Here is a 20,805-nt window from a genome sequence, read left to right as displayed (position 1 = left end):
CGTGACCTCGTCGGCGAACGACGAGAGCTGGTCGACCATCGTGTTCACCGTCGACTTGAGCTCCAGGATCTCGCCCTTGGCATCAACCGTGATCTTCTGCGAGAGGTCGCCCCTGGCCACCGCCGTCGTCACCTGCGCGATGTTGCGCACCTGGTCGGTCAGGTTGGACGCGAGCTCGTTGACGTTCTCGGTGAGGTCGCGCCACGCGCCCGACACGTTCGGCACGGCGGCCTGGCCACCCAGCTTGCCCTCGCTGCCGACCTCGCGCGCAACCCGCGTGACCTCGTCGGCGAACGACGAGAGCTGGTCGACCATCGTGTTCACCGTCGACTTGAGCTCCAGGATCTCGCCCCGGGCGTCAACGGTGATCTTCTGCGACAGGTCGCCGGTGGCCACCGCCGTCGCGACCTGCGCGATCCCCCGCACCTGGTCGGTCAGGTTGGCGGCCATCAGGTTCACCGCGTCGGTGAGGTCCTTCCACGTGCCGGCGACGTTCGGCACGGAGGCCTGCCCGCCCAGCAGCCCGTCGGTGCCGACCTCACGGGCCACGCGGGTGACCTCGTCGGCGAACAGGCGCAGCGTGGACGTGAGCGAGTTGATCGTGTCGGCCAGCTCGGCGACCTCGCCGCGGGCGTTCACGGTGATCGTGCGGGAGAGGTCGCCCTGCGCGACGGCGGTCGCCGCGCTGGAGATCGACCGCACCTGGTTGGTCAGGTTGCTCGCCATCGTGTTCACCGAGTCGGTGAGCGCCCGCCACGTGCCGGCGACGCCGCGGACGTCGGCCTGGCCGCCGAGGCGCCCGTCGGTGCCGACCTCCCGCGCCACGCGCGTGACCTCGTCGGCGAACGACGAGAGCTGGTCGACCATCGTGTTCACGGTGCGCCCGATGCGGCGGAACTCGCCGCGCAGCGGGCGGCCCTCGATCTCCAGCGCCATGTGCTGGGAGAGGTCACCCTCGGCGACGGCCTCGATCACGCGCGCGATCTCGGCCGTCGGCGCGGCGAGGTCGTCGATCAGCGCGTTGACCGCATGCACACCGGTCGCCCACTCGCCGTTGTACGACTCCTCGTCGAGGCGGTCGGACGTGCGGCCCTCGCGACCGACGACACGGCTGATCCGCAGCAGGTCGCGGTTGCGCCGCTGCGCGGTCGAGATCACCTCGTTGAAGTTGTCGGCCACCTGGCCCGCGACCCCGTTGCGGCGGGGCAACCGGACGTCGAAGCGGCCCTGCCCCATCAGGTGCAGCGCCGTGGCCAGCTCCGCGAGCAGCGCGGCATGGCCGTCGGCGCCCTCGGCACCGTCGGCGTTCTCGTCCTCGACGGGGGTGCTCGCGCTGCGTGCCTCCGCCGCCGTTCGTCGGGTTGTTGTCAAGACCGTCCTCCCATGCACGCCAGCGAGAAGCCGGGGCATGTGCGTGCACCGAACACCGGTTCGGCACGGCCACCGCACGGATGAGCCAGCCGCACGCATGGACCATAGTCGATCCCGTCCGAGCGCGGCGGTCACAGGACGGCCCGCCCGGACAAATCGTTGCCGACACGGCACACTGCACCCGTGCCAGTTCCGTTCGAGCGGCGGATGCGCTTGCCGCCCGATGTGAGGTCCGCCCGCAGAGCCCGCCGGATGCTGCAGGACGCCTTCCACGAGATCGACGGGCTCGACCCGGCCGACGAGCTCGCCGACACCACCGTGCTGCTGGCGAGCGAGCTGTGCGAGAACGCAGTGCTGCACGCCGGGACCGAGCTGGAGGTTGCGCTCACCGTCGATCCGGACCACATCAACGTCGCCGTCACCGACCGCGGCGCCGGGCCGCTGGAGATGCACCTCGCCCAGCCCCGCCCGCGGTACGGGCGCGCCGCGACCCACGGCAGGGGTCTCGAACTGGTGCAGCGCCTCGCCGCCACGTGGGGCACGCGGCACGAGTCCGACGGCCGGCACGTCATCTGGTTCTCGCTCGCCCGCACGCCCGTCACGCTGCCGCCGCCCGCGCCGCTGGAGCCGATCGACCCCGAGCGCGTGTGGTCGGCCGCCGAGCAGGCGCGGTGGCTGCTGCACGTCCCGCCGGGGCTCGTCGACCGCCTCGAACCGTTCGAGCTGGTCGCCGAGCTGGTGCGCAGGCTGCGGGAGCTGCTCGACGCCGAGTCGGTCGCCGTCGAGGTCGACGAGGGCGACGGCGCGGGCCCGCAGGAGGTGGCCCGTGACGGCGCCGGGATCACCGCAGCCCGTCGGGGGCCGGTGGTCGAGGTGCCGCTGCCGACGACGCAGCCGCTGCGCGGGGTGCTGCGGGTGGCGCACCGGGCGCGGCCGGACGACCCGCTGCAGGACACGGCCGAGGCCGTCGACCCCGGCAAGACCCGCGACCTCGCCGAGCTGATCGCCTACCGCGTCGCGATGGCCGTCGAGTCGCACTGGCTGCGCGCGGTCGACCAGCGTCGACGCGCCTGGATGACCTACCTCGCCGAGACCAGCGAGCTGCTGGGCCAGTCGCTCGACGTCGACCTCGCCGTCGCCGTGGTGCCGCAGGTCGTGGTGCCGCGGCTGGGCCAGTGGTGCGCCGTGCACCTGCTCGACGACTCGGGGCGGCTGCAGCTCGCGGCGATCACGCACGCCGACGAGAACGCGCTGCCGGAGCTGCGCGCCGTGCTCGACCCCGACGAGCTGCCCGGGATCCCCGCCGAGCTGCGCACGCTGCTCTCCGACGTAACCCGGGGCAACACCGCGCCGGCCCGGTTCGCGGTGCCGGCCGAAGGGCTGGTCGTGCCGCTGCGCACCCGTGGGCGCGCGATCGGCGCGCTCGTCGTCGGCCGGCCGGCGGGGCGGGCACACACGCCGGAGGACGTCGTGCTGGCCGGCGACATCGCCCGGCGCGCGGCGCTCGCGATCCACAACGCGCAGAGCGCGGCGGCGCACGTCGCCGTCTCGCAGGCGCTGCAGCAGGCACTGCTGCCGCGGGCGCTGCCGGTGGTGCTGGGGCTCGACTTCGCCGCGGAGTACCTTCCCGCGAGCTACGGCAGCGACGTCGGCGGCGACTTCTACGACGTGTTCACGGTCGACCCCACCCGGTGGCTCGTCTCGATCGGCGACGTCTGCGGCAAGGGCGCACGGGCCGCGGCGCGCACCGGGCTCGTCAGGGACGTGCTGCGGGTGCTCGTCCGCGACGGGCGCACGCTGACCAGCGCGATCGAGATGCTCAACGCCGTGATGATGGAGGCGGCCGACCCGCTGCAGTTCTGCACGCTGGCCGCGGCGATGGTGCACAAGCCGCGGCGCGGACGCTCGCACGGGCTGGACGTCGAGCTGGTGCTGGCGGGGCACCTGCAGCCGGTGGTGGTGCGCGCCGACGGCACCGCGGAGCTGATCGGGACGTTCGGCACGGCGGTCGGGCTGGTGCCCACCGTCGCGCTGGAGTGCACGACGCACCGCATCGAGCCGGGCGACACGCTGCTCGTCTACACCGACGGGGTCACCGAGCGCAGGCGCGGGCGGGAGCAGTTCGGCGCGGAGCGGCTGCTCGACGCCGCGCACGAAGCGGCGGGCGGCACGGCGGCGCAGGTGGTGGCCGCAGTGCGGGAGAAGGTGGAGCGGTTCTCCCCCGACCCGCTCGGCGACGACATCGCGCTGCTGGCGGTCCGCGCCGCGCCGTAACGCCCCGGTGATCCGATACTCCACTCGTCGGTACCCGCTGGGTGTTGACGTGGCGCATCCTGGGTACGGGATCGATGCAGTACTTGATCGTGCTTTCTGCAGGGGGACCGAGCTCTGAAGAGGAACACCCGGCGCGTCAGCCTCCTGCGGGAGCTGCGCTCGTTGCCGACCGTCCTGCTGGTGGTGTTCTGCCTCGCCGTCGGGATCCCGCTGGTGGTAGCTGTGACACCGGGCCAGGAGATCGTGGCGTTCGGGCAGCACATCACCGTCGGCGCGCGGCCGCCCGAGCCGACGCTCGCCGGTCCGGCCCGGCTCGTGCAGGTCGGCAACACGTCGCTCGACCTGGAGCGGCTGCACGTCGTCGGGCCGTTGCGGCCGCAGCTGACGATGGGCCCGGTGCTGCGCAACGCGGCGGCCGACGCCGTCTTCGACCCGGTCAAGGGCCCCGAGGCGCGTGACGCCGCGGTCAAGGCGGTCACCGACGGGTTCGTGGCGTGGTACCTCTGGGGCGGGCTGGCGCTGATCGGCTTCACCCTCGCCGCCGCGTTCGCCGCCGCGGGTGTCCGGACGCTGGTCGTGCTGCGGCGGCACAGCAAGGCGACCGACGACCCCTGGTCGCTCGCCGACATCTGGGCCTACTGCCGGCGCGCGGCGGGCCGCATGACCGTCGTCGCGACGATCGCGTCGGTGCTCGCATGGGGCGTCTCCGGCGGGCTCGCCTACGCCGGCGCCGCCGACGGGTTGCGCGGGGTGACCTCGCTGGCGCAGCTGGTCGGGGCCTATCACCTCTCCCCCGACGCGGTCGGGCCCGAGGTGACCGGGTACGCGGGGGCGGTGATCGGCGACTCGCGCGCGGTGCGCGTCGGCGGGCCGCCGGTGCCGCCCGGCGGCCTGCACAGCAGGGCCGACGACGCGGCCTGCCAGCGCAGCACCGACTCGCTCGCCGCCGAGATCGGGCGGTTGCTGCCGGCGCAGGTGCTGAACCTGGCCTGCCCGAGCGCGACGGTCACCAGCGGCCTGCGCGGGCCGCAGGAGCAGGGCGGGCAGGTCGTCCCGGCGCAGGTCGGCGTGCTCAAGCAGGTGAGCGGGCTGCGGTTCGTCGTGGTCGCGATCGGGCCGAACGACGTGGGCTGGGCCGATTTCCTGCGCTACTGCTACGGCGTGCCCGACTGCTCCGACCAGCTCACCCAGGGCGAGTTCGACTACCGCCTCGCCGCGTTCGACCGGGTGTACGGCGACCTGCTCGTCGACCTGAACGACCTGCCCGACCGGCCGCAGGTGATCGTCGTGAACTCCTACGGCGCCTTCTCCCCCGGCGCCAGCTGCCCAGACACCCGGGCCAGCGGCTACCCGGGGCTCGACCCGACGAAGATCGGCCTGCTCCAGGCGCGCAACGTCCAGCTCAACGCGGTGCTGGAGGCGGGGGCGCAGAAGTACGGCTTCGCGGTGGCCCGGCCGGCGCTGGGCGGGTTGTGCGCACCCGGGACCGACGGGCTCGGGCCGGACCTGCAGGGCCTGGCCGACCCCTTCCCGTTCCACCCGACGGGCGTCGGCTCGCTGCGCATGGCGTCGGCCGTCGTGCGCCTCATCGAGCCGCCGCCGTCGCGCTAGGGACCTGCTCCCCTCCGCCACATGGAACCTCGAGGCGGTCCTGCAACGATGAAAATCGACCACAGGGTTCCATGTGGCGTCGGCGAGGAGGATGGCGGCGTGGCGTACTGGGTGCTGCACGTCGACCTCGACCAGTTCATCGCGGCGGTCGAGATCCTGCGCCGCCCGGAGCTGGAGGGCCGGCCCGTCGTCGTGGGTGGGAAGGGCGACCCCACGCAGCGGGGGGTCGTGGCGACGGCGTCGTACGCCGCGCGCGAGCACGGCGTACGGTCGGGGATGCCGATGCGGACGGCCGCGAAGCGCTGCCCCGACGCCGTCTTCCTCCCCGCCGACAACCCGGCGTACGAGGAGGCGTCGGAGGAGGTCATGCAGGTGCTGCGGGAGACCGGCGCCGTCGTCGAGGTGATGGGCTGGGACGAGGCGTTCGTCGGCGTCGAGACCGACGACCCGGTGGCCTTCGCCCGCGGCATCCAGGCCGCGGTGCTGGACCGGACCCGGCTGCACTGCTCGATCGGGATCGGCGACAACCTGCTCCGCGCCAAGATCACGACGGACTTCGGGAAGCCGGCCGGGATCTCCCAGCTCACCGCCGCAACCTGGTTCGACGTCATGGGCGACCGGTCGACCCGCGCCTTGTGGGGTGTCGGCGCGAAGACCGAGCAGAAGCTCGCCGCGCTGGGCATCAGCACCGTCCGCGAGCTCGCCGCGGCCGACCGCGAAGCGCTCGCCGCAGAGCTCGGACCGACGCTCGGGCCGTACTACGTGCAGCTGGGGCGCGGGATCGGCCGTGCGAAGGTCGACGCGACGCCGTGGGTGGCGCGCTCGCGCAGCCGGGAGACGACGTTCCAGGAGAACCTCAGCGAGTGGGACGACGTCCGCGCCGAGGTGATCGAGCTCGCCCACCGCGTCGCCGCCGACGTGGTGGCGGAGGGCCGGCCGGCGCTGCGGGTGGGGGTGAAGGTGCGCTTCGCGCCGTTCATCACCAGGACGCACAGCATGACGCTGGAGGCGCCGACCTCCGACGCGGCGGTGCTGGAAGCGGCCGCCCTGCAGGTGCTGGAGATGTTCCGGCGCGGGCGGGACGTGCGGCTACTGGGGGTGAAGGCGGAGTTCGACCACCCCACGGGCGACCCCGAGCCGCGATAGGCCCCCCCCCGGGGTTGCCTGGAAAGCCACTTTGCCGGCACCACGCGCCTGGAAAGTGGCTTTCCAGGCACATCCCGGGCGCGGCCTTCGGACGTCGCTAGCGGGTGGTGAGCCACTCCAGCGCGTCCTCGACCGTCGCGACCGTCTCCGCCTCCGGCGCCGGTGGGCGCTCCACCAGCACCACCGGCAGGCCGAGCTCGCGGGCCGCCACGAGCTTCGCGGCCGTCATCGCCCCGCCGGAGTCCCTGGTCACGAGCACGTCGATGCGGTGCTCGCGCAGCAGCGCGCGCTCGGCATCGGCGGTGAACGGGCCGCGGTCGAGCAGCACCAGCCGGCGCGGCGGCAGCGGGGGCGGCGGCGGGTCGACCGCGCGCACCAGGAACCACATCGACTCGACGGCGGCGAACTCCGCCAGCCCGCCGCGTCCGGTCGCGAGGAACGCGCGCCGGCCCAGCGTCGGCAGCAGCGCCGCTGCGGCGGCGGTGTCGGGCACCCGGTGCCAGCGGTCGCCGGGGCTCTCCGCCCACCCCTCCCGCCGCAGCACCAGCAGCGGGAGCCGCAGCGCCGCGGTGGCGGCGATCGCGTTGGCGGTCATCCGGGTGGCGAACGGGTGGGTCGCGTCGACCACGACGTCGACGTCGCGCGCGCGCAGCCAGTCGGTCAGCCCGCCCGCACCGCCGAACCCGCCGATCCGCACGTCCCCCGCCGGCATCGCGGGCACGGCGACCCGCCCGGCCAGCGCCGACGTCACCGTGAACCCCGGTTTGCGGTGCAGGGCGTCGGCAAGCACGCGGGCCTCCCCCGTCCCGCCGAGCACGAGCACGTTCACCGCGGGTCCCGGCGGCGCAGCAGGTAGGTGTCCATGATCCAGCCCTTCCGTTCCCGTAGCTCGGCCCGCACCTCCTTGATCGTGCCCTTCATCGCCTGCAGGTCGCCGTGCAGGAGCGTCTCGTCCGAGCTTCCGACGTAGGCGCCCCAGAAGATGTCGACGTCGGGATCGGTCAGCTCCGCGAAAGCGGTGCGCGAGTCGAGCATCACCACGACGTCGTCGACGTCGGCCGGCATGCCGCTCGCGGCGAGCCGCCGGCCCGTGGTGACCGTGAACGCGCGGCCGACCCGGTTGAGCACCAGGCGGTGCGCCGCCGCAAGCGCCTGGACGCTGCTGATCCCGGGCACCGAGACGATCTCGACCCCCGGGCGCCGCGCCCGGATCCGCTCCAGGATCGGCAGCGTGCCGTCGTAGAGCGCGGGATCGCCCCACACCAGGAACCCGCCGGACTCCCCCTCGGCGAGCTCCTCGGTGAGCATCCGCTCGTACAGCGCCTCCCGCTCGCCCTGCCAGCTGCCGACGGCCGCCTCGTATCTCTCGGCGGCGCGATCGCGCTGCGGGTCGGGGGCCTCGACCACCCGGAACAGCCCGTTGACGTGCCGCGCGAGCAGCTCGGCCCGCAGCGCGGCGAGGTCGCTCTTCACCTCGCCCTTGTCGATCGTGAAGAACACGTCGACGCGGTTCATGGCGGCGATGGCCGCGAGGGTGAGGTGCTCGGGGTCGCCGGAGCCGATCCCGATGACGTAGACGGTGCGCATCAGCGGCCGAGGTCGAGCGCGGGCGGCCGGGTGACGTCGGGCACCCGCATGACGAGCGCCCCCGGGTCGACCCGGATGCGCAGCCGGCTCACCTCACCGATCGGGTCGCCGTCGATCTGCGAGGGCTGCGGCGTCTCAGCGGAGATCGTGATCGACTGCGCCTGCCAGTGCTCCACCCGTTCGTGCCCTCCGCGCTTCTTGCTGATCACCCGTCCGGCGACGGCGACCCAGCCCGCCATGCCCTTGGGGGCGAGGTTGACGATGTCGAGCAGGCCGTCGTCGATCGTCGCCGCCGGCATCAGCACGAGCCCGCCGAGCAGCGTGCCGCTGTTGCCGACGAGGACGGTGCGGGTGCGGCGACGCAGCGGCGGGCCGTCGTCGAGCGTGATCGTGACGCGGGTCCGGCGCCCGCGCATGGCCCGCAGCCCCGAGATCACGTAGGCGAGCGGGCCGACCTTCACCTTCAGCGCCTCCGGGGTGCTCGCCATGATCAGCGCGTCGAAGCCGGTGCCGGCCATCACGAGGAACACGTGCTCGTCGTCCTCGTTGTCGAACCGGACCCGCCCGACGTCGATCGGCCGGTCGTCGCCGGTGAGGGCGATCGTGGTGGCCGCCGCGATCTCCTGCGGGGTGCCGAGCGTGCGGGCCAGCAGGTTGCCGGTGCCGGCCGGCAGCAGCCCCATGGCGACCCCGGTGCCGGCGAGCGCCTGCGCAACGGCCCGGACGGTGCCGTCGCCGCCGCACGCGAGCACCACGTCGGCGCCGCGCTCGACGGCGGCCAGCGCCTGGCCGGTGCCCGGGTCGTCGACGGTCGTCTCCAGCCACAGCGGCTCCGCCCAGCCCAGATGGGCGCAGACGGCCTCGACCCGCTCCCGGCTCCCCGGGTCGGCCCGCACCGGGTTGGCGACGACGGCCGCGAGCGGGCGGTCCTCGGGCTCGGCCGCGAGCGCGTCCGGGTGCTTGGCCTGGCGGCGTCCCCTGACCAGCGCGAGCAGCAGCAACGCCAGCACGGGTACGGCGATGCCAACGATCAGCCACCATTCGCCGGACACGGCGGAAACCCTATGCGCGGATCGACGGACGGCAGCGGGCGGCTCGCTCGATCGAGCGAGCCGCCCGCGTCTGGCCGGCGAACGTCAGGAACGTCGAGAACGTCGTTCAGACGGTCGCGAGGGTCGTGGGCGCGCTGTACGTCGGCTCCGTGTAGGGAAGGCCGAGGTCGTGCGCGACCTGCAGGCTGTTGAGCCCGCCGTCGTGGGTGGAGAGGCCGGCGGCCAGCGCGGGGTCGGCGACCAGCGCCTGCTCCCAGCCCTGGTTGGCGAGCTTGAGGACGTACGGGAGGGTCGCGTTGGTGAGCGCGTACGTCGAGGTGTGCGGCACGGCGCCGGGCATGTTCGCGACGCAGTAGAACACCGAGTTGTGCACGGTGTACGTCGGCTCGGCGTGGGTGGTCGGGCGCGAGTCCTCGAAGCAACCGCCCTGGTCGATCGCGATGTCGACGAGCACCGAGCCGGGCTTCATGCGGCGCACGAGATCGTTGCTGACCAGGCGCGGCGCGCGGGCGCCGGGCACGAGGACGGCACCGATCACGAGGTCGGCGTCGAGGCAGGCCTTCTCCAGCTCGTGCGCGTTGGAGACGACGGTGCGCACGCGGCCGGCGTAGCGGTCGTCGAGCTGGCGCAGCTTGGTGATGTCGAGGTCGAGCACCGTGACGTCGGCGCCGAGGCCGACGGCCATCGCGACGGCGTTCTGGCCCGAGACGCCCGCGCCGATCACGACGACGTTGGCGGGACGGACTCCGGGCACGCCGCCCAGCAGGACACCGCGACCACCGGCGGCGCGCATGAGCGCGCCGGCGCCGGCCTGCGGGGCGAGCCGGCCGGCGACCTCGCTCATCGGGGCGAGCAGCGGGAGGGTGCCGTCGGGCAGCCGCACGGTCTCGTACGCGATCGAGGTGGTGCCGGAGTCGAGCAGCGCCTGGGTGCAGGGCAGCGAGGCGGCGAGGTGCAGGTAGGTGAACAGCACCTGGTCGCGGCGCAGGCGGTGGTACTCCTGCTCGATCGGCTCCTTGACCTTGAGGAGGAGGTCGGCCGCGGCCCAGACCTCGTCGGCGGTGGCGACGATGCGCGCTCCGGCGGCCTCGTAGTCCGCGTCGGTGATCGAGCTGCCGAGACCGGCGCCCTTCTCGATGAGCACGTGGTGCCCGGAGCGGGTGAGCTCGAACGCCCCTGCGGGGGTCAGAGCAACGCGGTACTCGTGGTTCTTGACCTCGCGGGGTACGCCGATTCGCATGTGCTAGAGAATGAAGAACCTAGCGCTACACTGCAAGAAGTCCGCAGAAGATTCGTCAGGAGGCGTCGGTGCCATTGCCATCTGCAGGTTCGCAGCCTGCGCGAGCGCTTACGCCGAATGATGTTCGTCTCGATCCGGTCGACCACGCGATCCTGCGCGAACTGCGGGCCGACGCGCGCATCTCCAACAAGGATCTGGCCGATCGGGTCGGGGTCGCGCAGTCCACCTGCCTGGGGCGGGTCAGAGCGCTGCGGCAGGCCGGGGTGATCCGCGGCTACCACGCCGACATCGACCCGCGCGCGCTCGGCCACGACCTCCAGGCGATGATCGCCATCAGGCTCCAGCCGCACGCGCGCGGGGCCATGGGCGATTTCGTCACCGCGCTGAGCGCGCGGCGGGAGGTATTGGAGGTGTACTTCGTGGCCGGCGCCAACGACTTCCTGATCCACGTCGCGACGTCGAGCACCGACGACCTGCGCTACTTCGTCGGCGAGGTGCTCAACCGCAACCCCGCGATCGCCGGCACCGAGACCAACCTGATCTTCGAGCACACCCGGGTGACGGGCGGGCCGACGTGAGCGGCTCGAGCGGTGCGCAGCGGCGGCGCGGCGTGCTGGGGGCGACGCTCGTCGCGGGCATGGGGCTGCTCGGCACCGGGCTGCGGGCGCGCCCGGGTTCGGCGGCGTTCTACGGTTTCACCAGCGCCACCGCGGTGACGTGGGCGGGTGGCGCGGTGGTCGACGGCCCCGTCCCGGCCGGCCGCTCGGCGCACCCCGTGCTCGTCCCCGTCGCGATCGGCGCGAGCGTCTTCGGCGCCTTCTATGCGGCCGCGGTGGTCTCGTTGCGCGTGCCGCCGCTGCGCCGCGCGATCCGCACGGTGCTGGGACACTACGAGGCCGGCGCCGGGCTGCCGGTGGTGCTGACGACGCTCGCGAACGGGGCCGCGGAGGAGCTGTTCTTCCGCGGCGCGGTGTACGACGCCGCGGGTCCACGTCCGGTCGCCACGTCGACCGCGATCTACGTGCTGGCGACCGCCGCGAGCCGCAACCCGGCGCTCGTGCTCGCGTCCGGCGTGCTCGGCACCGTCCTCGCGCTGCAGCGCCGCGCGACCGGCGGGGTGGCCGCGCCGCTGCTCACGCACGTGACGTGGTCGGCGCTCATGCTGCGGTTCATGCCGCCGCTGTTCCGGGAGGGCTGAGCCGGGCATCGCCCGGTGCGTGCGTTCCGCACGCGTGGGCAGGAAAGCCACTTTCCTGCCCTCCCCCGCCTGCACGTACAGGCGAAACGGAGGATGATCCTCCCGTTGTTCGTGCGGCGGGATCGGGGGCGTGGTGCGAGTTCTGATCGTGACAGCGGGTTCGCGGGGCGATGTTGCGCCCTTCACCGGGCTCGGGCAGCGGCTGCGGCTGGCGGGCCACGAGGTGGCGCTCGCCGCGCACGACCGGTTCGCCGATCCGGTGCGCGGAAGCGGGCTGGAGCACCGGCGCCTCCCCGGGGATCCGCTGGAGCTGGTCCGTGCGCGCACGGCCGCGCCGTCGCCCGAGGCGGCCCGGTCGGTCTTCGCCGAGTTCCTGGACGAGCTGGGTGCCGGCGTGGTCGCCGCCGGTGCCGCGGGCACCGACGTCGTGCTCACGGCGTTCGGCCCGGCACCCGTGAGCCGCCTCGTCGCCGCCGGCCTCGGCATCCCGAGCATCGGCGTCTACCTCGTTCCGGGAGTCCCGACGCGGGAGTTCGCGCCGCCCGGTTGGCCGGGCGCCGAGCACTCGTCGCCCGACGACAACCTCTCTGCCGGCCGGCAGGTGCTCGCCCGGACCGGCTCCCTCTACGCCGACGTCCTGCGGCGGCTGCGCACGCAGCTCGACCTGCCCGCGGGGCCGATGGAGACGCCCGAGGTCTGGCCGATCTGCCACGGCTTCAGCACCGCGGTGGTTCCCCGGCCCGCCGACTGGCCCAGGTCGGCGCACGTGACCGGCTACTGGTGGCCGGCGACCCCACCGGCCTGGCAGCCCTCCGACCAGCTGCTCGACTTCCTGCAAGCCGGCCCGGCCCCGGTGTTCGTCGGGTTCGGCAGCATGACCCCCGACCACGAACGGCTCCACGAGGTCGTCGCCGCGGCTGTCGGCCGCGCCGGTGTGCGCGCGGTCGTCCAGTCGGGATGGGCCGACCTCGGCGCCGCCGGCGACGACGTGCTGGTCGTCGGCGACATACCGCACGAGTGGCTGTTCCCGCGCATGGCTGCCGTCGTCCACCACGCCGGAGCGGGCACCACCGGCGCGGGCCTGCGCGCCGGGGCGCCGGCCGTCCCGGTGCCGGTGCTGGTCGACCAGCCGTTCTGGGCGGCCAGGCTGCACGACCTCGGCGTCGCCCCGAAACCGTTGCCGCTGCAGGAGCTGACCGCCGAGAACCTGGCCGAGGCGCTGCGGGCCTGCCTGGACGAGCCGGCGTACCGCGAGCGCGCCACTGCGCTCGCGGCCCGGATCGGCGACGAAGACGGCTCCGCCGGGGTGCGATCGCTCATCGAACGGCTGTGAGCGAGGGTCCTCGGCGTGCACGAAGTGGCAATTGACCGTGCCAGAAGTGACGACTCACCGTGCCAGAAGTGGCAACTCACCGCTCCCGAACGCGCGACACGCCCGCCGAAACGTGGGACTCGCGCGCTGGAACATGGGACTCGCGCGGCTCACACCCCGACGAACTCGCCGAGCGCCTCCAGCAGCCGCGTCACGTCGTTGTCGTCGACGTACGGCGCCAGCCCGATCCGCAGGGCCCCGGTGTCGCCCAGCCCCAGGTGCCGGGAGGCCTCGAGCGCGTAGAACGAGCCGGCGGGCGCGTTGATACCTCGCTCGGCGAGGAACGTGTAGGCGTCGCCGGGAGCCCGATCGGTGAAGCCGACCAGCAGCGTCGGGGTGCGGTGGGCGGCCTTCGAGAAGATCCGGGTGCGCGGCAGCGCCGCGATGCCCTCCTCGATGCGGCCGCGCAGCCGCTCCTCGTGCGCTTCGACGGCGCTCGCGGAGGCGAGCAGCCGGTCCCGGCGGGTGCCGTCGGTGCGGTCGAACCCGGCGAGGAAGTCGACGGCCGCGGTCGTCCCGGCCAGCAGCTCGTAGGGCAGGGTGCCGAGCTCGAACCGCTCGGGGACGGCATCGGTGGCCGGCAGCAGCTTCTGCGGCCGCAGCGTCTCCAGCAGCTCCGGCGACGCGGCGAGCACACCGCAGTGCGGGCCGAGGAACTTGTACGGCGAGCAGGCGAAGAAGTCCGCCCCCAACGCCGTGACGTCGACGCCGGCGTGGGCGGTGTAATGCACGCCGTCGACGTAGGTGAGGGCGCCGGCGGCATGCGCGAGGTCGGTGATCGCCCGGACCGGTGGCCGGGTGCCGAGCAGGTTCGACGCCGCCGTCACCGCGACCAGGCGGGTCCGCGGCGTGAGCACCTCGGCGACGGCCTCGGCGCTCAGCTCCGCGGTCTCGGGGTCGAACTCGGCCCACCGGAGCACCGCACCCGCGGCCTCGGCGGCGTACTGCCACGGCCGGATGTTCGCGTCGTGGTCGAGCCGCGTGACGACGACCTCGTCGCCGGGCGCCCACGTCGCCGAGAGCGTGCGGGCCATGTCGAACGTCAGCGCCGTCATGCTGCGGCCGAAGACGATCCCGCGCGGGTCGGCGCCGAGCAGGTCGGCCATCGCGCCGCGGGCGTCGAGGACGATCGTGTCGGCGGTGCGTTCGGCCGCCGTGACCCGGCCGCGGTTCGCCATCGGCGCGGTCAGCGTCGACGCGACCGCGTCGGCGACGACGTCGGGCGTCTGGGACCCGCCCGGACCGTCGAAATGGGCGTATCCGGCGCCCAGCGCCGGGAAGTGCTTGCGGACGGAACCGACGTCGAAGCTCATGCGCCCCACCCTGCCATCCAGGGCGGGGTAATCAGTTCCAGTTGTCGGGCTCCGGTGGCGGCGGGGACGCGCCCGGCGGCGGCTCGGCGTGGTGGCGGCCCTGGCGCAGGCCGCGCTGGTAGCCGCTGAGCCGGTCGCGGACGCGGTCGGGGACACGCTCGGGGGCGGGCAGGTCGGCGCCGCCGCCGCGGGAGATCGGCGGCGGGACCAGCTGGCCACCTGGACGGCGGCGGGGCAGCCCGCTCACCGTCATCGGTGCGGGCTCCGGGGTCGCGGCACGTGCCGCGGCGGCGCGCCACTCGTCGTCGCTCGGGGTCTCCCAGTCGAGCGGGCCACCGCCGTTGCGCGGGGCCTCGGCAGCGGGTTCCGGCTCGTCGCGGAACCATGCGGACGCGATCGCCTCGAAGATCGGGGTGGCGATGCTCTCGTCGCTGGCGTCCTGCACGAGGTTGACCAGCGGGCCGAACAGCTCGTCCACCTGCCCCGCGGGGATGGGCGTCATCTTCTCGTCCAGATCGGAGGAGAAGGGCTCGGGTGACGTCGGACGGCCCCGCTCGCCCGAACCGGACGGGATCCGGCTGGGCAGCGACGGGTACGACGGACCGTCGGGGAAGCGGGGCTCCGGCAACCCGGCCGGCGGGAAGGGGTCGTCGTTCCGCGAGGGCGCCGACAGCGGCGACGCGGACATCGGGGAGGACGTCGGAGGGGACATCGGGGAGGAAGGGGGCGCTGCCAGGGGGGACAACAGCGACGACTGCGACAGCGGCGGAGCCAGCGGGGGCGGCGGCGCGGGCGGCGGCGTCGAGAGGGGCGGCGACGTCGAGAGGGGCGGCGACGACGACAGCGACGAGAGCGGGGCGAGCGGCTCCGCCGCGGCCGGCGACGGCGCGGAGAGCAGCGGGAACGCGTCGGAGAGCGACTCGCTCGCAGGGCTGCGGCGGGGCAGCGGATCCGGCTCCGGCACCGGGAGCGGCGGCGGGGTCGGGGCCAGCGGGGCCGGCAGCGGCGGCGGGGTGTGCATCAACGGGTCCGACGCGGTCGGCACCGGCATCGGCGGTGGCGTCGGCGGCAGCGGCGGGAGCGCGGCGAGCTGGGGCCGCGACGCACCGTTGGTGCGCTGGCGCGGGGTCTCGGCGCGCTCCCCCGGTTTGCCCTGCAGCAGCGGTTCGGGCGGGAGCACCATCGAGTCGGGGCAGAGCACGGCCGCGACCATGCCGGCACCCGGCTTGGCCAGCCGCAGCGTGATGCCGTTGCGCGACCGGTTGCTCAGCCGCTCGGCGGCCCGCAGCGCTCGGCGTCCGCCCAGGCCTTCCGGGTCGTAGCGGGACGCGCCATCGGCGCGCACCTCGACGGCGACCCCGCCGTTGCGGTCGATCCGCGAACCCAGCTCGACCCGCGCGCCGGGGTACACGGCGGTCGCGTGGTCGAGCAGCTCGGCGAGGACGTGCAGCAGCTCGACCGCCGCGACCGGTGTCAGACCGGCTGCCGGCGCCGGGCGCACCTCGATCCGGCGCGGCTCCTCGGCGGCCTCTGCGGCGTCGGAGAGCACCTCGGAGAGGCGGCGCTGGCGCCCGTTGCTGCGCACGCCGGGGTCCTGGCCGCAGAGCATCAGCAGGCTGTCGGTGTCGCGCCGCATCCGCCGCGCGATCTCCAGCAGCTCGGGGAGCTCGGCGGGGGCCGGCAGCAGCGGGTCGGACTGCATGCGGTTGAGCAGCCACACGTGGCGCTCGAGCCGGCCCTGCAGCTTGCGGGCGACCCCCGCCTGCGCGTCGTCGGCCTCACCGGGGATCCGGCGCGGGCCGGTGTCCCATCGCGCACCCGGATCGAGGCGACCGACGGCCACGGAGTCGCTCTCGGATGCGGACATCCTGTCGCCCACCAGTCGGACCTCCCAGAACGGAACACGTCGACGCGGCCACCGACGCTCCCGTGATGACGGCACAGCAGTGAAGCAGGGCTCGGCGGTCGACACGGGGAGCGGCGAGAACGCATGTCCTGGCGGGCACGCTACCCCGAGGCGGCCAAGTTCTTCCGCTCGCGCCCCTGGGTGCGCTCAGGGCGCGCCTGGATGCGACGGACGGCGGGCAGAGCGTGATCTACGCGGGCCCGGCCGGCACCCACCGCCCGCCCGATCCGAACGACCGCAGCCCCTGCTCGCCCGCCCGACCCCGAAGTTCCCCACCGTTTTGCCAACCTGCACGCCCTTTCGGGTGTGCAGGTTGGCAAAACGGTGGGGATGTCGGCCGGGTGGTCAGGGGGCGAGTTCGGCGGCGAGCTTCGCAGCGACCTCGGCCGGCGCGGGCATCGCCGCGATCTCGGCGGCCACCTCCGCCGCGGCGACCCGGATCGAGGGGTCGCTGACCAGGGTCGCGACCGTCGCGGCGGTGAGCTCCTTCGTCGACGCCGCGATCCCGGCCCCGCGACGGGCGACCAGCTCGGCGTTGTGCCTGCGGTCCCCCGGCCCGACGAGGGCGAGCTGCGGCTTCCCGGCCGCGAGCGCACCGAACATCGTGCCTGCGCCGGAGTGGTGGACGATCGCCGCCGCGTGCGGCAGCGCCTCGCGCAGCGGCACCCACCCGACGCAGCGCACGTTCGGCGGCAGCGCACCCTTCGCGACCCGCGCGGGCGGCCTGACCAGCACGACCTCCGCGTCGAGCGCGGGGGCGAGCTTCAGCATCGGCCGGATCGGGTCGCCCACCGCGGGCCCGGCGATGGTGCTGTGGCTGACCAGCACCCGCGGTCGCTCTCCCGGCGACCCCAGCCACTCCGGCAGCTCACCGGTGCTGGCCGGCGGCACGTACCGCATCGGGCGTCCGGTCGAGGCCAGGCCGAGGCTCGGCGGCGAGATCGACAGCACCGCGAACGGGTCGGGCAGCTCGGCCACGTTGTGGCTGCGCATCGCGGTGCGCATGGTGGGGTCGGCGGTGACGGCAGCGACGAGCGACGGTCCGTCGAACGGCATGGTCTCGTGCAGCACGGCCGGCACGCCGTGCCGGGCGGCGGCGACGGCCCCGGCCGCGCCGAGCGGCTCGTGCACGACGAGGTCGGGCCGGTACCGCTCCACCAGCGCGACGACGGCGTCGAGGAACCAGGCGTTCGCCCTGCCGAAGGTGTGCCCGACCATCCGCGTGCCGCCACGGCCCGCCAGCTCCAGCCGCACCAGCTTCGGGTGCGCGAGCAGCAGCCCGACGCCGATGCGCGTGAACGACACCGTCGACGCGACGTCCTCGATCGGCATGCCGGCGGGCGCGGCGCCGATCGCGGCGCCGCCGCTGGCCAGCAGGACGTCGTGGCCGGCATCGCGGAACGCCTGCGCGAGCGGCACCATCGGGAGCAGGTGCCCGGTCAGCGGTGCCGCGACGAACAGGACCTTCACGGCGCCGGCCTTCACGGAGCCAGGTCCACGAGCAGCCGGTCGAGGCCGTGGACGATCGAGTACTTGCGGTAGGCGAGGTCCGCGGGCGGCTCGGCCATCCGCATCTCCGGGAACCGCGCGACCAGCGCGGGGAACGCCGCGCGCAGCTCGAGCTTGGCCAGCTCCGCGCCGACGCACCGGTGGATGCCGTAGCCGAACGCGAGGTGGCGCACGACCCCGCGGCGCGGGTCGAACGCCTCCATCTCGGCCGACTCCGCGGCACGCAGCGTCGCGTCGCGGTTCGCCCCCGACAGCGACGGGATCACCACGTCGCCCTTCTTGACCAGCTGCCCGGCGACCTCGACGTCCTCGCGCGCGAACCGCGGGAAGGCCACCTGCACGACGGAGAGGTAGCGCAGCAGCTCCTCCACGAACGGGTCGACGGCGGCGCTGTCCTCGCGCAGCATCGTGACGTACTCGGGGTGGTTCAGCAGGATCACCGTGCCGAGCGCGAGCGTGCTGGTGGTGGTCTCCAGCCCGCCGGTGAGCAGGCCGTCGGCGATGCCGGCCAGCTCGTGGTCGGTGAACTCCTCGCCGTGGTCGCTCACCAGCCGCCCCAGCAGGCCCTCGCCGGGGTCGACGCGCTGGCGCTCGACGATCCCGCGCAGGTAGGGCAGCGAGTCGTTGACGGCGGCGAGCGACGCCTCCGCGCCGTCGCCCAGGTCGAACCGCGCGGTGGAGAGGCGCTGGAAGTCGGCGCGGTCCTCGTACGGGACGCCGAGCAGCTCGCAGATCGAGAGCGACGGCACCGGCAGCGCGAACATCGCGACGATGTCGACGGGCCCCTTCTCCGCGGCGGCGGCCATGGCGTCGAGCTGCTCGTCGACGATGCCCTGCACGCGCGGCACCAGCCGGCTCAGCCGCCGGCCCGTGAACTCCGGGGTGAGCACCCTGCGCAGGCGCGTGTGGTCGGGCGGGTCGCTGAAGCCGAGCCCGCCGGGGTTCTCGTCCTCCCCGAAGCCCACGGCGCCGGCGAGCTGGCGGAAGTCGTTGCTGAACGTCGCGGTGGCGCCGAGCACCGACTTCGCGGCGTCGTACCCGCTGACGAGCCAGACGGTCACGCCGAGCGGCAGCTTGATCCGGCTGATGCCGCCGGACTCCCGGTGGTCGCGCAGCCAGTCGACGGGGTCGAGCCCGTCGCGCTTGAGCGGCAGCAGCGCCGATTCCGGCAGCAGCGAGAGCTTCGCCGCGGACAGCCCGCCACCGCCACCGCCGCCGAACGCGCGGCGCGCGATGTAGCCGATGATCCGGGACTTGAGCGCGCGCAGCGGGCCGGTGCGCCCGCTGAGCACACCGCCGACCCGCTCACCCGCCGTCCGCAGCGCCGCACGCCCGACCGCAGCCACGCGCGTCGTCGACTGTCGTGTCCCGCCCCACCGGACCCGTTCCCGAGACATCACGCCTTGATTCTGGCCCCTGGCGTGACCTCATATAACGGGCACCCCGCCCGGTTTGTCCCGCGCGCAGGTACCGCCGGGAGGACGGCTACCCGCCCGCCCAGTCGCCGCGCACGTGCGAGAGGTGCAGCGTCATCATCCGAGCCGCCTCCGGAGCGTCGCCGTCGAGCACCGCCTCCAGGAGCGGGAAGTGCTCCTGCGCCGTCGAAACGAGCAGTCCCTGCTCCGCCAAAGAGCGCAGCCCGTACAGGCGCGTCTGGTCGCGAAGCATCTCCACCATTTGGACGAGCCGGCCGTTGCCGAGCAGCCCGAGCATCGTGAGGTGGAAGTCGCGGTCGGCCTCCAGGAAGACCGTCATGTCCCCGTCCACCGCGGCCTTCGTGCAGGTGCGGGCGTACTCCCTGAGCATCTCGGCCTCGGCGCTGTTGTCGCGCGCCGCGAGCCGCTCGACGGCGGGCACCTCCAGCAGCAGCCGCAGCTGGTAGACCTCGTCGAGGTCCTTCTCGGTCACCGGGGTAACGCGGTAGCCACGGTTCGGCACCACCTCCATCACGCCCTGGTTGACCAGCGTCAGCATCGCTTCGCGCACGGGCGCGTTGGACGTGCCTAGCCGCGTCGCCATCGCCGACGCCGAGTAGATCTCCCCCGGCCGGATCTCGCCTGCGACGAGCTGCTGCCGGATGACGGCGAGCGCCTGGTCGCGAAGGCTCGGCCGGCGAAGCGGTTCCACGCGGGGTCCTCCTCGGGTGGTGGCAGCGCAGTGTTGACATCGGTGCGTCGGTGGGAGAGATTCTGCCACCGACCCGCGAGGTTATCGATTACCACTAACCGATCGACCACTACCCGATCGAAGGGCCCTCCATGACGGCAGCCGCACCCGCCTGGATCGACGCGGAGACCATCGCCGGGGCGCTGCCGCCCGCGGCGGCGATCGACGTGCTCGAGACGGCGCTGCGCCGCACGCCGGACGGGGACGGGCTCGACCCCGAGAACGACGGCACCCGCACGCGCTTCGGCACGAGCGCCGGCGAGCTGCTGCAGATGCCGTCGGCCGCGGGCCGCTTCTGCGGCACCAAGATCCTCGGCATCTGCCCGGGCAACGAGGGCACCGACGTGCCCGTCATCCAGGGCGTCTACGTGCTGTTCCGCAGCGCCGACCTGACCCCGGTCGCCGTGCTCGACGGCGCGGCGCTCACGACGCTGCGCACGCCGGCGACGTCCGCCCTCGCCGTGCGGCACCTCGCGCCGCCGGACGCGCGGCGGGTGGCGCTCTTCGGCACCGGCGTGCAGGCGTGGGGGCACGTCGAGGCGCTGCGCGCCGTGCTCGACATCGAGCACGTCGACGTCGTCGGGCGGACTCCCGAGCGCGTCGACGAGCTGGTCGGGCGGATCACCGCGGCCGGGATCCCGGCCGCCGCGGCCGAGCCGGACGCCGTGGGCGCGGCCGACGTCGTGGTGTGCGCCACCGCGTCGCCCGAGCCGCTCTTCGACGGCGCGCTCGTCGCCGACCACGCCGTCGTCGCCGCGATCGGCAGCCACGACCCCGCCAGCCGCGAGGTCGACTCGACCCTGGTCGCGCGCGCGACCGTGGTCGTCGAGTCGCGGGTGAGCGCGCTGCGCGAGGCCGGCGACGTCGTCATCCCGATCTCCGAGGGTGTGCTCGGCCCGGACGACCTGGTCACGCTGGCCGACGTCGTGCGCAGGACCGCGCCGGCGGCCACCCGGCCGCGATTGTTCAAGGGCACCGGGATGCCGTGGCAGGACCTCGTCACCGCCGGTGCCGTCGCCGATCGTGTGCTCGGCGCCGGCGGAGGGAGTACCCGATGAGC

At 74.1% G+C, this 20,805-nt stretch carries 17 protein-coding genes; 7 read left to right on the top strand and 10 right to left on the bottom strand.

The window, feature by feature from the left end; translation table 11 throughout:
* Nucleotides 1-1,236, bottom strand: a 1,236-nt coding sequence (locus tag LL648_RS19885) for a HAMP domain-containing protein (RefSeq protein WP_232664117.1), incomplete at its 3' end; no start/stop codon positions are given.
* Between the two features lie 318 nt (nt 1,237-1,554).
* On the opposite strand from LL648_RS19885, the gene LL648_RS19880 reads away from it, so the two are divergent.
* The 3 genes from LL648_RS19880 to LL648_RS19870 all read left to right on the top strand — a co-directional run bounded on the left by LL648_RS19880 (nt 1,555) and on the right by LL648_RS19870 (nt 6,402).
* A complete protein-coding gene (locus tag LL648_RS19880) occupies nt 1,555-3,645 on the top strand; it encodes a SpoIIE family protein phosphatase (RefSeq protein WP_232664115.1) in 2,091 nt (696 codons plus the stop codon).
* Nucleotides 3,646-3,807: 162 nt separating this feature from the next.
* On the top strand, nt 3,808-5,256 hold the full coding sequence (locus LL648_RS19875) for a GDSL-type esterase/lipase family protein (RefSeq protein ID WP_232664114.1): 1,449 nt from the start codon (nt 3,808-3,810) through the stop codon (nt 5,254-5,256).
* Nucleotides 5,257-5,355: 99 nt separating this feature from the next.
* Nucleotides 5,356-6,402 (top strand): DNA polymerase IV, encoded by a 1,047-nt coding sequence (locus LL648_RS19870; protein ID WP_232664113.1) that lies wholly within the window; start codon nt 5,356-5,358, stop codon nt 6,400-6,402.
* 97 nt (nt 6,403-6,499) lie between these two features.
* Here the strand turns inward: LL648_RS19870 and LL648_RS19865 are convergent, their stop codons facing one another.
* From LL648_RS19865 to ald, 4 genes are all read right to left on the bottom strand, one after another.
* Nucleotides 6,500-7,231, bottom strand: a complete 732-nt coding sequence (locus tag LL648_RS19865; protein ID WP_232664112.1) for a cobalt-precorrin-6A reductase — start codon at nt 7,229-7,231, stop codon at nt 6,500-6,502.
* On the bottom strand, nt 7,228-7,989 hold the full coding sequence (cobF, locus tag LL648_RS19860) for a precorrin-6A synthase (deacetylating) (RefSeq protein WP_232664111.1): 762 nt from the start codon (nt 7,987-7,989) through the stop codon (nt 7,228-7,230). Before cobF ends, LL648_RS19865 begins: the two co-directional genes overlap by 4 nt.
* Nucleotides 7,989-9,041, bottom strand: a complete 1,053-nt coding sequence (locus tag LL648_RS19855; RefSeq protein WP_232664110.1) for a diacylglycerol/lipid kinase family protein — start codon at nt 9,039-9,041, stop codon at nt 7,989-7,991. Before LL648_RS19855 ends, cobF begins: the two co-directional genes overlap by 1 nt.
* A 106-nt stretch (nt 9,042-9,147) precedes the next feature.
* Nucleotides 9,148-10,281 carry an alanine dehydrogenase gene (gene ald / locus LL648_RS19850; protein WP_232664109.1) on the bottom strand — a complete coding sequence of 378 codons (1,134 nt, stop codon included), beginning with the start codon at nt 10,279-10,281 and terminating at the stop codon, nt 9,148-9,150.
* 68 nt (nt 10,282-10,349) lie between these two features.
* Between ald and LL648_RS19845 the strand changes: the two genes are divergently transcribed.
* The 3 genes from LL648_RS19845 to LL648_RS19835 all read left to right on the top strand — a co-directional run bounded on the left by LL648_RS19845 (nt 10,350) and on the right by LL648_RS19835 (nt 12,812).
* Nucleotides 10,350-10,859: an Lrp/AsnC family transcriptional regulator gene (locus tag LL648_RS19845; protein ID WP_232664108.1), complete on the top strand. Its 510-nt coding sequence runs from the start codon at nt 10,350-10,352 to the stop codon at nt 10,857-10,859.
* The gene (locus tag LL648_RS19840; RefSeq protein WP_232664107.1) at nt 10,856-11,479 is read left to right on the top strand and encodes a CPBP family intramembrane glutamic endopeptidase; all 624 of its coding nucleotides are present in this window, start codon (nt 10,856-10,858) and stop codon (nt 11,477-11,479) included. Before LL648_RS19845 ends, LL648_RS19840 begins: the two co-directional genes overlap by 4 nt.
* Before the next feature lie 130 nt (nt 11,480-11,609).
* A complete protein-coding gene (locus LL648_RS19835; RefSeq protein ID WP_232664106.1) occupies nt 11,610-12,812 on the top strand; it encodes a glycosyltransferase in 1,203 nt (400 codons plus the stop codon).
* A 149-nt stretch (nt 12,813-12,961) separates the two neighbouring features.
* Here the strand turns inward: LL648_RS19835 and LL648_RS19830 are convergent, their stop codons facing one another.
* From LL648_RS19830 to LL648_RS19810, 5 genes are all read right to left on the bottom strand, one after another.
* Entirely contained in the window at nt 12,962-14,164 is a 1,203-nt protein-coding gene (locus LL648_RS19830; protein WP_232664105.1) for a cysteine desulfurase-like protein, read from the bottom strand.
* 31 nt (nt 14,165-14,195) lie between these two features.
* The gene (locus tag LL648_RS19825; RefSeq protein ID WP_232664104.1) at nt 14,196-16,031 is read right to left on the bottom strand and encodes a hypothetical protein; all 1,836 of its coding nucleotides are present in this window, start codon (nt 16,029-16,031) and stop codon (nt 14,196-14,198) included.
* A 384-nt stretch (nt 16,032-16,415) separates the two neighbouring features.
* Complete coding sequence (locus LL648_RS19820; RefSeq protein WP_232664103.1) at nt 16,416-17,555, bottom strand: glycosyltransferase; 1,140 nt, start codon at nt 17,553-17,555, stop codon at nt 16,416-16,418.
* On the bottom strand, nt 17,552-18,826 hold the full coding sequence (locus LL648_RS19815) for a cytochrome P450 (RefSeq protein ID WP_374112079.1): 1,275 nt from the start codon (nt 18,824-18,826) through the stop codon (nt 17,552-17,554). Before LL648_RS19815 ends, LL648_RS19820 begins: the two co-directional genes overlap by 4 nt.
* Nucleotides 18,827-19,064: 238 nt before the next feature.
* Nucleotides 19,065-19,706, bottom strand: coding sequence for a GntR family transcriptional regulator (locus LL648_RS19810; RefSeq protein ID WP_232664102.1), 642 nt, complete (start codon nt 19,704-19,706; stop codon nt 19,065-19,067).
* Nucleotides 19,707-19,837: 131 nt separating this feature from the next.
* On the opposite strand from LL648_RS19810, the gene LL648_RS19805 reads away from it, so the two are divergent.
* A complete protein-coding gene (locus LL648_RS19805; protein ID WP_232664101.1) occupies nt 19,838-20,803 on the top strand; it encodes an ornithine cyclodeaminase family protein in 966 nt (321 codons plus the stop codon).
* Nucleotides 20,804-20,805 lie beyond the last annotated feature (2 nt).

The organism is Pseudonocardia sp. TRM90224 (assembly GCF_021245725.1).
GTDB lineage: Bacteria > Actinomycetota > Actinomycetes > Mycobacteriales > Pseudonocardiaceae > Pseudonocardia.
The sequence above is the reverse complement of the archived record's forward strand: the minus strand, read 5'-3'. Positions and strand labels throughout refer to the sequence as shown.

Bases quoted from the DNA above. Each gene is read 5' to 3' on its own strand.
- ald (WP_232664109.1), bottom strand. From the start codon at position 10,281: ATGCGAATCGGCGTACCCCGCGAGGTCAAGAACCACGAGTACCGCGTT.
- LL648_RS19825 (WP_232664104.1), bottom strand. From the start codon at position 16,031: ATGTCCGCATCCGAGAGCGACTCCGTGGCCGTCGGTCGCCTCGATCCG.
- LL648_RS19805 (WP_232664101.1), top strand. From the start codon at position 19,838: ATGACGGCAGCCGCACCCGCCTGGATCGACGCGGAGACCATCGCCGGG.
- LL648_RS19830 (WP_232664105.1), bottom strand. From the start codon at position 14,164: ATGAGCTTCGACGTCGGTTCCGTCCGCAAGCACTTCCCGGCGCTGGGC.
- cobF (WP_232664111.1), bottom strand. From the start codon at position 7,989: ATGCGCACCGTCTACGTCATCGGGATCGGCTCCGGCGACCCCGAGCAC.